This window comes from Nitrospirota bacterium (assembly GCA_016207885.1).
GTDB lineage: Bacteria > Nitrospirota > Thermodesulfovibrionia > UBA6902 > UBA6902 > JACQZG01.
The window spans coordinates 12,057-27,462 of the sequence record JACQZE010000030.1 but is presented as its reverse complement, the minus strand read 5'-3'; the positions used below and the strand labels follow the sequence as shown (position 1 = coordinate 27,462).

Annotated in this window: 12 protein-coding genes; all 12 read right to left on the bottom strand. The window is 47.7% G+C overall.

All coding sequences use genetic code 11. From position 1 onward, the window contains the following. Positions 1-67: 67 nt before the first annotated feature. Positions 68-604, bottom strand: coding sequence for a type II secretion system protein GspG (locus HY807_11870; GenBank protein ID MBI4827095.1), 537 nt, complete (start codon positions 602-604; stop codon positions 68-70). A gap of 17 nt (positions 605-621) precedes the next feature. Further along, positions 622-1,164: a type II secretion system protein GspG gene (locus tag HY807_11865; protein MBI4827094.1), complete on the bottom strand. Its 543-nt coding sequence runs from the start codon at positions 1,162-1,164 to the stop codon at positions 622-624. An 84-nt stretch (positions 1,165-1,248) separates the two neighbouring features. After that, positions 1,249-2,709, bottom strand: a complete 1,461-nt coding sequence (locus HY807_11860) for a cobalamin B12-binding domain-containing protein (protein ID MBI4827093.1) — start codon at positions 2,707-2,709, stop codon at positions 1,249-1,251. Positions 2,710-2,791: 82 nt separating this feature from the next. Next, on the bottom strand, positions 2,792-3,133 hold the full coding sequence (locus tag HY807_11855; GenBank protein ID MBI4827092.1) for a hypothetical protein: 342 nt from the start codon (positions 3,131-3,133) through the stop codon (positions 2,792-2,794). Between the two features lie 90 nt (positions 3,134-3,223). Continuing rightward, positions 3,224-4,705 (bottom strand): acyl-protein synthetase, encoded by a 1,482-nt coding sequence (locus HY807_11850; protein MBI4827091.1) that lies wholly within the window; start codon positions 4,703-4,705, stop codon positions 3,224-3,226. Between the two features lie 19 nt (positions 4,706-4,724). Further along, a complete protein-coding gene (locus HY807_11845) occupies positions 4,725-5,531 on the bottom strand; it encodes a formylglycine-generating enzyme family protein (protein ID MBI4827090.1) in 807 nt (268 codons plus the stop codon). A 73-nt stretch (positions 5,532-5,604) separates the two neighbouring features. Then, entirely contained in the window at positions 5,605-6,951 is a 1,347-nt protein-coding gene (locus HY807_11840) for a B12-binding domain-containing radical SAM protein (protein MBI4827089.1), read from the bottom strand. Between the two features lie 18 nt (positions 6,952-6,969). Next, on the bottom strand, positions 6,970-7,794 hold the full coding sequence (gene ccsA / locus HY807_11835; GenBank protein ID MBI4827088.1) for a cytochrome c biogenesis protein CcsA: 825 nt from the start codon (positions 7,792-7,794) through the stop codon (positions 6,970-6,972). Positions 7,795-7,881: 87 nt separating this feature from the next. Beyond that, positions 7,882-8,940, bottom strand: a complete 1,059-nt coding sequence (locus HY807_11830; GenBank protein ID MBI4827087.1) for a cytochrome c biogenesis protein ResB — start codon at positions 8,938-8,940, stop codon at positions 7,882-7,884. Between the two features lie 179 nt (positions 8,941-9,119). Then, positions 9,120-9,407: a GIY-YIG nuclease family protein gene (locus HY807_11825; protein ID MBI4827086.1), complete on the bottom strand. Its 288-nt coding sequence runs from the start codon at positions 9,405-9,407 to the stop codon at positions 9,120-9,122. Between the two features lie 39 nt (positions 9,408-9,446). Continuing rightward, positions 9,447-10,736: a PD40 domain-containing protein gene (locus HY807_11820; GenBank protein ID MBI4827085.1), complete on the bottom strand. Its 1,290-nt coding sequence runs from the start codon at positions 10,734-10,736 to the stop codon at positions 9,447-9,449. 288 nt (positions 10,737-11,024) lie between these two features. Next, on the bottom strand, positions 11,025-15,404 hold the full coding sequence (locus HY807_11815) for a CxxxxCH/CxxCH domain-containing protein (GenBank protein ID MBI4827084.1): 4,380 nt from the start codon (positions 15,402-15,404) through the stop codon (positions 11,025-11,027). Positions 15,405-15,406: the final 2 nt, after the last annotated feature.

Genomic DNA, 15,406 nt, shown 5'->3' with positions numbered 1-15,406 from the left:
ACTGATATCACAAAAAAAAGGAGGGTCGGTTTATCGCCCCTCCTTTTTCTATAACAAGACAGCGTAGTTATTTTATCCTTAAACCAATATCATCCCCGCCGCTGGAAGTCGAGTTTGCATTTGAGTCCAGAACCCCATTCGGCCCTGCTGACATTATCCACACAGGATTGCCGGATACCCCGAAATTACCAACATTAATCACATATTGATTTCCCCATGGATCAGCGGTAACAACAGGTAAATATGCACCCTTCCAGTTATTATAGCAGCCGTCATCATTATACATAATATGGGCATCTATCATTGCGGACGCGGTGTTATCCCATGCATTGTCTCCAATACCGCCGGGAGCGTTGCCGCCACCGGTTAACAAGGTCAGATTAGGGCTGCATGTCCCGTCCATCACAGGCCACTGTGCTGTATCCTTCTTAAATACCAGGATAGCATTTGATATGGATCTTATATCAGCACTTGCTCTTGTTATCCTTGTTTCATCGATCTCCTTCAATATCATCGGCACCAATACGCCTGCAAGTATAGCTATTATAGCTGCAACAACTATAACTTCAATTAATGTAAAACCATCCTGACACTTGGTCTTCATCTACAGCCCTCCACGCATTATTTGATCCTTAAACCTATATCGTCCACACCTATGAGAGAAGTCGAGTTTGCATTAGCGTCAAGAGTACCATTCGGCCCCGCTGACATTATCCAAACAGGAGAATCTGCTATACCAAAATTACCGGCGTTAATTACATATTGATTTCCCCATGGATCTGCACTCGTACTTGGCAAATATGGACCGGCCCAGTTATTATAGCAGCCGTCATCATTGACCATAATATGGTAGTCAATCATGGCAGATGAAGTGTTGTCCCATCCATTTGCCCCAATACCACCCGGAGCATTGCCTCCGCCGATTAACAGTGTCAAATTAGGGCTGCATGTCCCGTCCATAGCAGGCCATTGGGCTGTATCTTTCTTGAATACGAGAATTGCTGAAGAAATCGACCTTAGATCTGCGCTTGCCCTTGTTATCCTTGTTTCATCAATCTCCTTCAGTATCATAGGTATCAATACACCTGCAAGTATGGCTATTATGCCTGCAACAACAATTACCTCGATCAACGTAAAACCCCTGTTCCACAATTTCTTTTTCATCTCGTTCCCCCTTTGATTTTTATATCTGAATTAGAGCCAGTTTAAATTATATATCTTCTATGAAAAATTACAAGAGGGATGAAATTAAATTTTATGGTGTAATTTAGCAAGAAGCTTTTTTATATCCTCAGGCATTGAGGTGCCCTTCATCGTCTCCGCAAGGTAAGAACTTGTAGAAATGATATGTATGACCTTTATCATGAAGTCGCGCTTCTTCCCGGTCATCGTGTCAAGAGTCTCAAGCTTGTGCATGTAATATACCCTTGATGCCCTTCCCAGCTCATCCCTCAATTCATCTATGGTCATATTCTTCGGTTTTACCACAGGCTCAACAAGGTTGTATTTACTGTAGTCCTTTGTCACCACAAAGTCCTTAAGCTCAGGGTATATCTCTGAATAAGGCCATGGAGCTATGGCAAGGAAGAACGCAAGGTCAGGGTTATAAAACTTGGCAAGCTCAACAGTCTCCCTTATGCTCTCGACAGTATCCCCCGGCATGCCAAGCACAAAAGAGGTCTCGGTCACAATATCATGCGCGTTTATCAGGTCAAGCGCGCGCTTTGATTCTTCGACCTTAATATTTTTCTTGAATTTATCAAGCGCCTCCTGTGATGTTGACTCAACGCCCAGATAAATATGGTCCACGAGCGCGTCCCTGTATTTCCACATAATATCTTCGTCACGGATTATGTCGTCAACGCGCGTTTCAAGAAGCAGCTTTACTCCTACCTTCCTCTCTATTAGAAGATCCAGTATCTTCTCCCACCTTGTCCTCGAAAGCGTGGGCGTCTCATCGGCAAGCATCACGACATTTACGCCATAAGTGTCCCTCAGGTGCTCAAGTTCAGCTACAAAATTCTCAGCGCTCCTGCCCCTCCAGTTTCTTTGCCAAAAGAGCTGCTGCGAACAGAAACTGCACTGCTGGTTACATCCCCTTGAAGAGCTGACAATAGCCATTATGGAATTCTCCATGGCTTTGTATTTATATATCGGCCAATCGACCAGGTCCCATGCCATGGGCAGGCTGTCAAGGTCATGTATGTAAGGCCTTGAAGCAGTGGCCGCGACCTTTCCGTTATCCATGTATGCGATGCCTTTTACCTTTGACAGGTCGCCATTGGAATTAAGCGTATCCATAAGCTCCACCATCGTCTCTTCACCTTCACCGCGCACAATATAATCTACGTATGAATGGTGTTCTTCGAATATCTCGTCGTAGCAGAAGGTGGGGTGGACATTGCCTATCACAGTGATGATATCCGGGTCTATCTCTTTGGAAAACTTCAGAAGGTTTAATGCCTCCACTATCTCAGCGGTAAAAGCGGTTGTTGCCACAACATCCGGCTTTTCATCTCTTATCCTCTTTCCGATCTCATCATATCCGTGCCAGTGGCTCATGGCATCATAATAAATTGGGGCATATCCCGCAGCTCTGAGGCTTCCAGCAATATAAACAAAACCAACATTCAGCCATACGCCTGCGGATTCCACAACGCCGCTGTGATAAGGAGGGGTGATAAGCATAACTTTTTTTATCTTTTTCATAGTGTAACTATTGTAAGCAATTCAGATACCATTGAGCAAGAAAATGCCGAAGGCCTGATTATATTTACGAGGGAAGAACCCCTTACCGGAAAACCATCGTGTACTGCCAGAAAAGACCGGAGCCAAAAACAAGAAGAAGGATAATGTGTTTTATGATCAGCAGCCTTCTTCTTGCCTTTTCAGCATCCTTGCCGTAGACATTGTCAACATAGGTGAACGACCTGCCGGCGCCTGTTGCAAATACAGTAACAACACACGCGACTCCTGACCAGAAGAGCTGCTTCTTTAGTCCAAGCATGATGACGCTGACTTCAGATGGAAAGGAATGCCCGCTGAGCCAATATATCGCAAGGACAGTAGCTGCCCAGCAGCCGGCGGCAAAATCATGCACAAAACCAATAATGATAGTTAATGCTTTATTCATAGGATATTATGTCATTCCGGCTTGTCCGGAATCTTTCTAACAATTGATTCCCGACGCACTTCGTTTGCGGGAATGACAAAAAACACTTTATTATTTCTTATCGGCCTTATTCTTCGGCACGTCTTTCTCGTGCTTCTCTGATCTAAGGCCGGCAGGATGATCCGCAAGCGCCTGCTTCTTTTCCTCATCAGCATACCAGTCAAGAGAACGATCGGTCTGATCCTTGAATGCGCCCAGAGACCTGTCTCTAAGCTCGGCAGCCTCTGCATCAGCCTGCGCTACAAGTATCTCATCAACCACCTGCGGGCATGATGCTACAGAACCGGGCCGCGCCTCTATCTCTTCACGCACGCTCGGCTCAACCTTCGGATCCTTTGCCATCTGCATCTTAAGATCAATCGTGAAATGCACATACTTCTCAAGCATGCGGAAGATGGCAGAATCTCCCATAGGGCTTGCAGCCTCCTCATCAGGCAGCGGAGATACCTTGCCTCCCTCGATCTTGGCGCGTCCCACCATCTCACAGCCGCGTCCGTCATCTGTCGTGTAGCCGAGATTGTCGGTGATGACAGCCAACACAGTAGGAACATTTGCAAGATCCCAGTGAGCAAAGAGGCCGACCTCACCATCCGGCAGAGGGCTGAGGTCGTCAATACTCATGGCTCGAACACGCGCCCATGGCGGCACAGGCCTCGTGCGCTTGCGCGGCGGCAGTCCCTTTACATGGCGGCGCAATGCATCGTCAAAAAGGTTGGTCGCAGTCTCAGCTTCACCTAAAACATTTACACAATGAGATTCCGGTATGTTAAATATCTCCTGCACCATCCCGTAATAATCCTCACGGCTTACGGGCCCGAACCTGCCGCGGTATCCTCCGCCGTCGCATATGCGGCTCCCTGGCGGAAGGCAGAACTTCATCTTCTTTCTGCGGCAAGCCTGAAAGAAGTAGACATACGCGGATGTGGCTCCAATAAGCGCCACCGGCACTCCGCTCGCTTCAGACTCACGGAGGGCCTTTAAAAGTTCATTGATATGTATCCCTGACTTGCCTAACAAAAACATACTGTCAGGCGTTCCGAAAGCCCTGCGCGTCTGGTCCATGCCTATCGCCATCCCCATTGACGGAGCAAGTTCAGGGCTTGGCGCAAGGATAAGAATACGGCATCGCTTTCCCTCTTCAAAATCAGGGAATAGGTAAGAACCTGTCATCATCCTGTTTGCCGCAAATACGAGGCGCTTGCCATCTTCATCACGGAAGATACGGCCCCGCTGTGTAAGGCTTGTAGTGCCGCCTGTAAGGCAGGACATAACAGACTGCTCCAGAGGAAACGAGGCGACAAGATGTGTCTTGAACATATCGTTATAGACCATGGGGACATCTTCCCATCTGCTGATGTCGCCCGGCTTGACCTTCTTAACATCGCAGAACTCACGGAATATTTTATTGCTCTCATAGTGCATGGCGAACATCCTCATGCAGTAATCATTAAAATCAGGAATATCGGCATCAACACCTGCCTCGATAAAACCGAGAATTTCTTCAGTCAGACGATGACTTTCACTGGTGGACATAATAAACTCCTGTTTAAATTTATTTTGTGGCTGGCAGAAGCAGCCTGAAGCCGTTATTGCGTCCCCTGCCGGCAGGCTCATCTCTTCCCCTGTCGTCTGTACGCTGGCTGTACTGATCATCTTCCCAAGATCCTCCGCGAAGGACACGATGCATACCGCTGTCTGCCCCCATAGGATTATCCTTGAGGCTTTCTTCATAGTAGGATTCGTTAAACCAATCCTGACACCACTCATAAACGTTGCCTGTCATGTCATGCAACCCCAGGGCATTCGATTTTTTTTGCCCGACCTTATGTGTGGTATTTCCGCTATTCCGACTATACCATGCGTATTCACCCAGTTTAGTCTCATCGTCAGTTCCTGACCATCTTTCTTTCTTTCCTCCGCTGCGTGCTGCATATTCCCATTCAGCCTCTGTCGGAAGCCTGTACTGCTTGCCGCTTGCGGCATTAAGTTTCTTCATGTACTCCTGTGCCATGTCCCAGCTGACAAACTCAACCGGGCAATTGGTACCGCACTGTTTGAAGTGGGCCGGGTTATCCCCCATGACCTCTTGCCACTGGTTCTGAGTTGCCTCATATTTACTTAGATAGAAGTCGGAAACGCAGACTTCATATGCCGGCTTCTCTATATCGCCGTCAGCGAGAGGCCCGGCAGGAACAGACCTCTGAAAGCAGCCGCCCTTAACAAAGACAAACTCCAATGCGATCGGCTCTTCAACAGGATCAAGTTTAATCGCCTGCTGAGGGAGACTTCCGGCACATCCTGCCAATACGGCAAATGAGAGTAAAAACATCATAGCGAATATAATCCGGTACTGTTTCATAGCATCTCCTCCTTAACTACATATTTGTTATATATTTATTACATATTAATACATAATTGTCAGCGAATCCAACCTATCTGGCTATAAATCTCTTTTTACTTACTGATTCTTTTGAATCCTTCCACTTATCAAAAGCAATCTTCATGCCATGCCGAACCGGGATCTGAGACATTAGTGAAAGGATGTGGGCATGAGGAAAACCGGCCAATGGAACCTTGAACATATGGCGCAGCACCCTTGGCAGGCTCAGCAGTTCAAGCGCGCTTTCATAGAATTGTTCTTCCCTTACCTCAGGCGTCATGGCAGGATCAGGATGCTCAAACAACGCGTACGCGCCGGTATAATATTCCCAGCCAAGCTCCTTATAAATATACGGTTCATACTGCTCGCGAAGTTTGGTGCCCGGATACGGAACCACCAATGATGGATGCATGCTTACACCGAGCCGGTCCGCAACCTCTACGGAACGTTTGAAATCATCAAGTGAATCCTTGCGCGACCCGAGCATGTAAAACAGCGACACATCAATGCCGTGATCCCGGAGCGTACGCAACGCGGCCTCACGGTCAACACCGATCTTGCCATCGGCTGCATATGCCTTCAGCCCTTCGTCAGAGATAGCATCCCAGCCAACCCACAAAGAAAGCATGCCGCTCTCACGTGCGGCGTTCAGCATGCGCTTCCCTGCAGCCGATTGGATCGGGCGCAGGCTGCCGAAGCCCATCCACTTCTTTCCGCTTCCCTTGAGCGCAGTGAAGAGGTCTATGGCTCTCTGCTCCTTGCCTGCCCACCAGATGTTCTCATCTCCGTTTATATACATCTTTTCCGGAATAGCAGCCACATCGCGCACCACATGGTCAATGGGGCGGAAACGGATCTTTGAGCCGTAGAACGGTTTGACCGAACAGAACGTGCAGTTATAGGGACAGCCGCGGGAGGTATTCACTATCCTGAATTGATGTTTGCGGCTACCTTGCAGGAGTCCGTAAAGAGGTGTGGGCAGATCATCAAGAACAATTTGTTCCCCGCGGTAAAACGGTTTCATCTTGCCGGCGCGGAAATCACGAAGCACCTCAGGCCATACAGATTCCGCCTCACCTATCACCACCGCGTCTCCATGATGCTTGGCCTCCTCAGGCATGGCAGAAGCGTGCATATTGCCGAACACCACTTTAATGCCGCGCGCCCGAAGCTTCTCAGCGATCCGGTAACCCGGAACAGCCGTAGGGGTCAGGATGCTGATAGCCGCAAGGTCACACTCAAGCTTGTCAAAGGCATCAGGAGTGGCGCTGGCGCTGATAAGCTCGATCTCAATACTTGGATCAGCTCTTCTGGTGAGCGCTGCCAGATACTCAAGTATCGGCGGCGCCACCGGTGTCCAGCCGAACGGCAGAGGTGGGAAGATGATACAGAGTTTCATAATTATAGATCAGCTTTCTCAGTGTTCAATACGGAACCCGGCATGAAACGTCTCAACCGTAAAAGGAATGCCCCAATAGCTGATTATCATAGCTGCGAGGGCGATCAGCACATACCATGCTAACCTCCTGCCGCGCCATCCAAAGGTTATGCGCAAATGCAAATATATTCCGTATGTTAGCCAGGAAATAAGTGACCAGACCTCAACAGGATCCCAGTTCCAGTAATTGCCCTTCACTGTATTAGACCAGAAGGCGCCGGACACTATCATGAGACCGTACATAATAAAGCCTCCGGCAACAAAACGGTAACTGAGATTCTCAAGGATCTGGAGTTCCGGCAGCTTCTCGTATATACTGCTCGAATATTTTTCTTTAAGCAGATACATCAGTCCCAGGCCCGCCGCTGCGAGAACAGAACCGAAACCTGTTGCCGCGCCTATTATATGCACCCATATCCACCAGCTTTGAAGAGCGGGAGCAATCTGGGTTGCTGCATCTTTGATCAGCGTTCCTGCCCACCCCATGAGAACAAAGGCAACCGGCATGATCAGCACTCCCAAAGGCCGGATCTTTTTTGTGGAAAATTGGAATACCAGAAAGATAAGCATCGACATAAATATCCCGAAGGTGATCGACTCGGAAACTGTAATAAACGGTTCAATCCCTGTCTCCATCCAGCGGCGGCCGATGGAAACAAGATGAGGGACAAACCCGGCAAGGGCGCTGTACAGACCTAAGGTGAAGAGCTTCTCCTGCTTTGAAATAATGCCGAAAATATAACTGCATGCGCTTACACCGTACAGCCCTACCGCGATCCAGAAGTATAAGTATTCAAGCTTCATATGTTCTCCTTAAAAAACAATATGTTATTTAATCATACTATTTGCACACTGTCAATTTATTTTAACAATCAGCAGCAAGCTGACAGATCAACTTCTCCCTCTCCTAAGCCGGCCAATGAAGGTGATCACCATACCTCCAAGTCCCATCCATAAACTTCCGAGTACTATCGGCTTACCCGGTTCGTAGCTTACATTAATGCCGGCCCAGTAACGGACTTCCTGGACTGCAAGATAATAGTCTCCCACTTGTAACCTTTCTCCAACAGGCGACTGCCCTTCAGCCATAGCCTTCTCTGAATGCCGCGCATCTGAAATATTAAGCGGCCATACCTGAAAAAAAACTTCTCCCGCCCTATTCTTAATGGAATCGGGGAAATAAGCCGCCTGCAGATTAAACAGAGGTTCCACAGGGTAATATGGGAATGGTAGAGTTCCGGGGCCATCTTTTGTTCCGGTTGTGTAGAAGTAGGTATCATCTTTTTGTTTAAGGCTCTGGAGCGAGATATGCCCGCCGTAGATCTCCCTGCCCTCTTTGTCATAAAGGATAGTCAGAATGGAATATCCTTCTTTGTCGTTATAATAGCTGACACCATTGTAGTCAAGACTATTTGTAATATAGATAATTCCTTCCTTTGCCGCACCACCGTCGCTGATGCTGACATTGTAAGCCCATCCCTTACCAACACCATCAACTTTATAATCGCTCTGAACATTTACAAGTGTGATCTCACCCTTCAGATTTGAAATATCAAAGAAACGGCCCCGCTCTTTATAATTATAGCTCTGAAGCGCTCCGTTTGAGAGTGTCTCACCTTCGGTAAGCCTCATTAATCCCCTGAAATAGAAAAGGCTGTTATATACGACCCCGCCGAGAATAGCAACAAAGCTCAGGTGAAACAGTATCATGCCGAAAGAAATGAGCGTAATCTTCCTGCGCCATATCCTGCCGAAAAAACAGAATGCCACATTAACAACCAATGCTACAAGCAGGCCATTGAACCATAAGGTTGAAAAAACGAGCGCCCATGACTCATCCTGGCTGAAGAAGACAGTACCTATCACACAGGACGCAAGTATAGTGACCAGCAACGCCATGGCGAGCTTGTAAGAAGACAAGAAATTATATATATTCCCGAAAATGTTCATTTTGTCATACCAGTAATATCACATTTTGTCATTCCCGTGGTTTTCAATTTAAGTCATTCCCGCGCAGGCGGGAATCCAGAAAAGAGTCAACAACCAAAAACCCTGGTTCCCCGTTTTCACGGGGATGACAACTGTTTTTTTTTGTCATTCCCGTGGTGTTTTGGGCGGGAATCCAGAAATTACAATAAATCCTCATACAAATCTTTCCATTCAGGATTCATCTCCTCTATAAGCCTCAGCTTCCATTTTCTCTCCCACTTCTTTATCTGCTTCTCTCTCAATATTGCAGCATCAGATGTTTCATGTATTTCATACCATACAAGACAGTGCACACCATGTTGCTTAGTAAATCCATCAACCATGCAACTCTTGTGTTCATAAACACGTTTAATAAGATCAGATGTCATTCCAACATAAAGTGTGCCGTTACGCCTACTACTGAGGATATATACACAATAGATTTTCATTAACTGATTCTGGATTCCCGCCTGCGCGGGAATGACACTCTACAGCTTCTCCACCTTCCACCAAAGTTCATTTCCGTCCTTCACGCCGTATGCGACCGACTTTCCGTCAGCGGTAAACAATGTGTCAAATATCATATCGTAAGCGGGAAGTTGTCTGATCACCTTGCCGTTTGTATCTGAGACAACAAGCAAGCGTTTGTTGTCTTTCCGGGCGCGATAGACAAGCCTGCTGCCGTCAGGGCTGAAGATCGGCGCAACCACATAATCGAAAACAGGGCCTTCCTTGCCGTTCACAACAATAAAGATGTCTTTGCCTCGCCTCGCACAATACGCGTGCTGACTGCTGTCGTCGCTGTAAACCGGCATTGCGGCTTCATCATATCTCTTCCGCTTCATATCATCTTTCATAAAAGCTTCATAGAAAACCCTCTCCTTTCCAACTGCCATGATCAACCCGACCCCTTTCCCGTCGGGACGGATGACCGGCGACCATCTCAGCCCATCTGGCATAGGCAGTTCCTCCTCAGCGCCGTTAAGAACTATGTAGCTCTTCCCGTCCCTCTTTGCCGTGTATACAAGTGAAGCACTGTCGCTGCCGAACAGGATATTCTCTATATAGTCGAGCTTGTCTATACTGTCATAAAGCGGCCCCTCTTTGACAAGGTCAGGCTGACTGAAGCTGAAGGATATCACCCTCTGTTTATTTCCGCTGACCGTGACTGCCGCTATCATGGTCTTATCTTTATTTGTAATAAGAAGATCATCGCGGCACTCTTTTATGCTCTGTTTCTTAAACTCAAGGTCGCTTACGATCACAAACATCTTTTGATTCTCAATGCTTCGTTCATCCCTTTCGATATATGCTATTTTTGAAGAATCAGCGCTGAATGCCAGCACTTCGCTGTAAGAACTTGCAGCCGCCTTGCTTACCTTATCGTCAACAACTATGTAATATTTCAGCGCTGTCTGTGCTGTATAGGCTATATGCCTGCCGTCAGGACTGAAGACAGGGCGCCATACATCATCAAACTCCTTACCCTCTCTGCCGTCCAATACAATGCGCCTCCTGCCGTTCTCCAGCAAATCATGAGCAAAGTGGCTGCCGTCAGAACTCATGCTCAAATGAGCGACGTCCTGATACAGCCTGCTCTTTCTGCCATTATAAACAGCCTGATATTGATCGTCTTTCTTTGCGCGATATGCAACAGCATCACCGCGCTCACTGAAAAGCGCCTTGAAGTTTGAGAGGTCAGACACATCATCAGAATCAATGGTTGATAAAAGAGTCGTTGCAGATGCGACCTCATGTTTGGCGGATTTGGGCAGCACTTTAGGTTCCTGATCTTTCCTGGTGCAGCCGGTTCCAGACACTAAAAACAGAATACAAATACATAACTGAAGGTAAATAAAGTTAGATTGTTTTTTCACTCTGATTTTACTCCGGGTATTGAAATATGTTTTAGACTCTAATAGATTATCACAAATACGATTCCAAAAACTTCCCTCGTTATTTAAGAGTTTTATTGGGGAGTTAATAAATCATTGCAAAAAAAATGCCCCGTCCCGGAGATTCGGGACGGGGCATTCATAATATCAATAACTCAAACCGTACTGCTTTTAATACGCACCGCCAGGAGTGATCGTTCCATGTGAATTACCGCATAAGCTGGTTCCACGCACACAGCCAGGCCTGTTGCCGACAGCAACCCATGTTGCGCCATCATCAACAGTTGTAGTATTCGGGTTAATACTCGACAAGTTATCAGTACGAATAAACGAGTACGGCTTATGCCCGGATGCCGAGTTTAAAGACCTCGCACTGTTAGCCGGCGTTGTCACATCCGTAGGACGAAGCTCAGCCCAGAGATTAAAGCCGTGCACATCAACCCCTCTCCATGGCCTGCTGTTGTTAAAACTTGAATGGCAGTTCATACAGATAGAGATGTTATACCTGGTTCCGTCACCGCCTGTTGCAAATGCCGAGCCTGCGGCATGATTAGCTGTGCCGTTCGTAACGCCATAAGAATCAATATGACATACGGTGCAAAGGTTCGGAGTTGCAGCAGTAGCAGCAGTCCATGAATCTCTGCGTATTGTTGAGGCAGCGCCGTGCGCAGTAACAGTACTGCTTAATGTAACTGTGCTTAATGTGCCGGCAGGCGCATGGCAGTCCCAGCATGACATCAGACTCCCGTAACTTGGTGTACCGGCAGTCTTCGACACACCTGTCCATGGAGCCTTCATCCTTTCAGCAGTATTTAATGAAGTATAGCTGTTATTCTGCTTCGCTCTGACCGGGTGGTATGATGCGTTAGCAGAAGCAAAAGATGTATTCACATCCACGACTGAACCTGCAGTATTAGCCGCTGCAATATTATTCAAATAATAAGTAGCAGTACTTGCGACTGTGGTCCCAAAGGGCTTAAGAGCTGTGCCAGTAGTCGGCACCTGCGCTTCAGCGCTTGCAGCGCCATTTGCATCATGACATTTCAGGCAATGGTTTATCATAATTGCAGCAGTAGTGCTGTAGGCAGTATCCGATGTAAACTTTACACTGAGATCACGGCTAAAATCAGTAAACGAAACAGGCGTACCTGTGCTTGTATATCCTCCTGCTCCAGTGCCTCCAAATGTAACACCCATGATCTGTGTCCCTGTATCAGGGTCACGAAGTTCTATAGTTCCGTTTGCATGATATGTCCCGTTAGGTGAACCGGTAGATTTGTCACCTTCCATGTGGCAGACGATACAGTCATATTTTGTAACAGCGCCCTGGCCTGTCTTCTTGTGCCCGTATGCCAGCGCAAACTCACCGCTTGCCCCGGCTATAATACGACGCGGCCCCATTGCACTTGAATGACAAGTGACACAGTCAAATTGTGTGACACCCCACTGCGCATCGCCGTGACATGAGACAGTAGCGCATGAACCACCGCCTGCATTATAAGAATAAGTGAATGTAACACTGGTTCCGGCATTTACATTATATGCGCCATTTGTATGCAACGTCGCTGAAGTGATCGTATTGCCTGTAGTGGTAGTTGAATAATGGCATTTATCACATGTTTGAGCTGCATGAGTAGTGCCGAAATGGCTGTTCTTCTTTGGAGGCGTTCCGCCGTTATTGGCATAATTAGGCCGCCCGTTTGCATCACCGTGGCAGCTGCCGCATGTAGCTGTTGTGCCCCATGTTATAGAAGTGTTAGACGGGATCGTGCCTGAAGCAACTCCTGCTCCGCTGCTATGGCAGTAAGTGTTAGTGCATCCTGTAAATGCAGTAGGAGGGTTTACCTGCGTCCAGCTTGCACCTTTAGTATATGCAGCCCCTGAGTTGCCGTTGATAGGGTTTGCCATCTGAATTGTGCCATTACGGTGATTGAAATCCGCACTTGTCTCAGTTGCAGGCGCAGTATGACATACGGAACATGCCTTGCTGTAGGTATTCACATGTTTATTATGTGAGCCGGGGAACTTACCATCCGGGACATTACGCGCTGTTCCATCTGTAAGCGTAGCTCCATATCCATGACAGCCGGCGCATGATGTGATACTTGACGGGTCTGCGCTGAGCGTTATTGCATTTGAATTCAATGTAAGCCCTGTCTGGCCTGCGTCAGGTGATACCGCACCGACAGATGTAATACTTGATTGAACGGTCTGTGTCGCTCCCGCAGGCAGATCATAAACAATATATATGTATCTTGGCGTAGCGTTAGTTACTGTTCTGTCACCTGCGGTTCCCTGATTCAAGGTTATTGTAGTTGGAGCTCCTGTCCATGAAGAAAGAGTTCCAATGAGCACCGCAGTTCCGGGAAGCGTAGCAGAGCTTGTTGTATCAATATATGCCTTTGCGGTCCGGGTTCCGGTTGCAGTGCCGAGGTCGTCAATACCGAGAGAGTTCAGCTCGAGTTGATTATCCTGTGCGCCTGCGCCGCTGGTTACGCTCGACACCTGAAAACGCTGCATCAGAACGCCTGTAGTGCCTTCTAAAATAGGGCTCGCTGCTATTGCGGAATTTAATGCGGTGGATGCATTCTCATGCGGCAAATCCACGACAGTAAGACGCGTCGGATTGGATGCGTCAGATATAGTACCCTGCAAATCAGGTGATGTAACAGTAACAGCGGTTACTGAAGTGTCAATAGTATTCGTCAGTGTAGCGCCGCTTGCGATGTCAACCAGGATCAGGTAGTTTGACGCTGATGTCGTAAGGTTTTCAGTAAAGCCGGTAAAGCTCACCGATGCTCCTGGCGTCCCGGTCGAGAGCAGCGTATCCGTCCCTGCCTCATATGTACCGACAGTCCCGTTATCATTATAAAGCCTGATGCCCGAAACGTCTGCGCTGTTAGTTAAACTTGCCGTGACTCCGGTAACAGATGCAGCGCCATCCTGCACATTGGTCGAGACCATTGTGAAGCTGTCAGCGACATTGTCAGCGCTGCCGCGTCCTGCGTTAGCGTTTGCCGGGTCTGTGCCGTCTGCGACATTGACTGAATCACCGGAAATCTTATTATACGCAAAGCTGAAGTTCTGAGAGGTGATACTGGCAAGGGCAGCATTGAGCGTTGCGCCGCCGTCTGCGTTAGTCCAGGTGAAGGCAGCAGAACCGGTCATAACAAGACGCTTTGCAAAAAGATCATTTGCCGAGTCCGAAAAAGTCAGCATCATTGTATCAGAGCTTTGCGGGTCTCTGTCAACATCCATCCATTGTTGCGCAGTGCCTGTACCGGTAACATAAGTAAAACCGCTTGCGCCTGAGGTCCATGTCGTAGTTGATCCGTTAAACTGTGCGTAACCTATCGTGCCGGCGGTAGAAGTTGCCCACATGGGTATCGCATATGAAGTCCCGCCAACTACAAGCCACTTGGCGGCGATACTCTTCTTTTCTATAGCTGTTGTTGCGCCATTGGCGTTACTTATAGTAGTCGTAGTTCCAACAGCTGTGCCTGTCCAAACGTTGCCGTAAACGCTTGTACTGGCACTTCTATTGAACATGACAAGAATTTGATTACTTTGAGGATCCGACTCCGCAACCATCTGAAGCGGCACTGCTCTGGCCGTGGCATAACTTACGGCTGTTCCCCATGTGCCTGCAGCAGTTTTTGTGATATACCACTGCTGTGGTGTAGCTGTCGTAAAGACGACTATGAGATCGCCTGTTAAACTCTCGTATGCCAGATCAAAACAGTCATTCTGTACGAGCTGGCCTGTTGTATTAGGCAGATAAACGGTTGTGGCTGTAGTATGTGCGGCAGTTGGCTCTGTCCATGCAGAACCGTTCCATATAAAAGATGTCAGCACAGAGGTGTTAGCAGTAGTCGTTCCACTGTCAGCCGCTGTCATGGCAATTTCATTTGAACCTGACAATGGATTTGATTTCATCTTTATCCATGTTACAGTCGCAGCCTGTGCGAATCTTGCTGAATTTATATTGACTGCGGCTGTCCATGAAGTTCCATTCCATATACGATACGCCATCTCATTTCCTGCCGCACCGGTTGCATTCGTTGAATATACGACCATCGCGTTTCCGGTTGTTTTTTCATATGCGATGTCGAACCTTCTGCCGTCAATGCCGTTGCCGCCGACAGTGACATTCCATTCAGCCGACCATGCCGTTCCATTCCATCTTTGAATATACAGGACACCGGTAGCGGTAACATAACCGGCAATGTGCTCATTTCTGGCAGGTGCAGCGCGATCAACCATAAAGGTCTGCGCAACACCAGTCTGCATCGCAGCGGCAGTAGCAAATGTATTGCTTGATACTGCGTAGCTTCTGCTCTGAGGTGTTGTTGTAGTATTACTATATACTACACGTCCATCCGCAGTCGGAGCTGCATGCGCCCCCATAGGGCTGAACAATCCGGTAAAGATGCTTAATATTATAGTGAAGATCAGCACGAGACTGATCTTGGGCTTCTTCAAGTTCATGCCTCCGGTCTTTTTATCTTTTGTCCCTCTCATGTTGATCTCCCTCACTTTTATAATTTTCATAT

Coding starts and splice junctions, on each gene's coding strand:
- HY807_11860 (MBI4827093.1), bottom strand. CDS start 2,709: ATGAAAAAGATAAAAAAAGTTATGCTTATCACCCCTCCTTATCACAGC.
- HY807_11830 (MBI4827087.1), bottom strand. CDS start 8,940: ATGAACATTTTCGGGAATATATATAATTTCTTGTCTTCTTACAAGCTC.
- HY807_11855 (MBI4827092.1), bottom strand. CDS start 3,133: ATGAATAAAGCATTAACTATCATTATTGGTTTTGTGCATGATTTTGCC.
- HY807_11865 (MBI4827094.1), bottom strand. CDS start 1,164: ATGAAAAAGAAATTGTGGAACAGGGGTTTTACGTTGATCGAGGTAATT.
- ccsA (MBI4827088.1), bottom strand. CDS start 7,794: ATGAAGCTTGAATACTTATACTTCTGGATCGCGGTAGGGCTGTACGGT.
- HY807_11850 (MBI4827091.1), bottom strand. CDS start 4,705: ATGTCCACCAGTGAAAGTCATCGTCTGACTGAAGAAATTCTCGGTTTT.
- HY807_11845 (MBI4827090.1), bottom strand. CDS start 5,531: ATGAAACAGTACCGGATTATATTCGCTATGATGTTTTTACTCTCATTT.
- HY807_11815 (MBI4827084.1), bottom strand. CDS start 15,404: ATGAAAATTATAAAAGTGAGGGAGATCAACATGAGAGGGACAAAAGAT.
- HY807_11840 (MBI4827089.1), bottom strand. CDS start 6,951: ATGAAACTCTGTATCATCTTCCCACCTCTGCCGTTCGGCTGGACACCG.
- HY807_11825 (MBI4827086.1), bottom strand. CDS start 9,407: ATGAAAATCTATTGTGTATATATCCTCAGTAGTAGGCGTAACGGCACA.
- HY807_11870 (MBI4827095.1), bottom strand. CDS start 604: ATGAAGACCAAGTGTCAGGATGGTTTTACATTAATTGAAGTTATAGTT.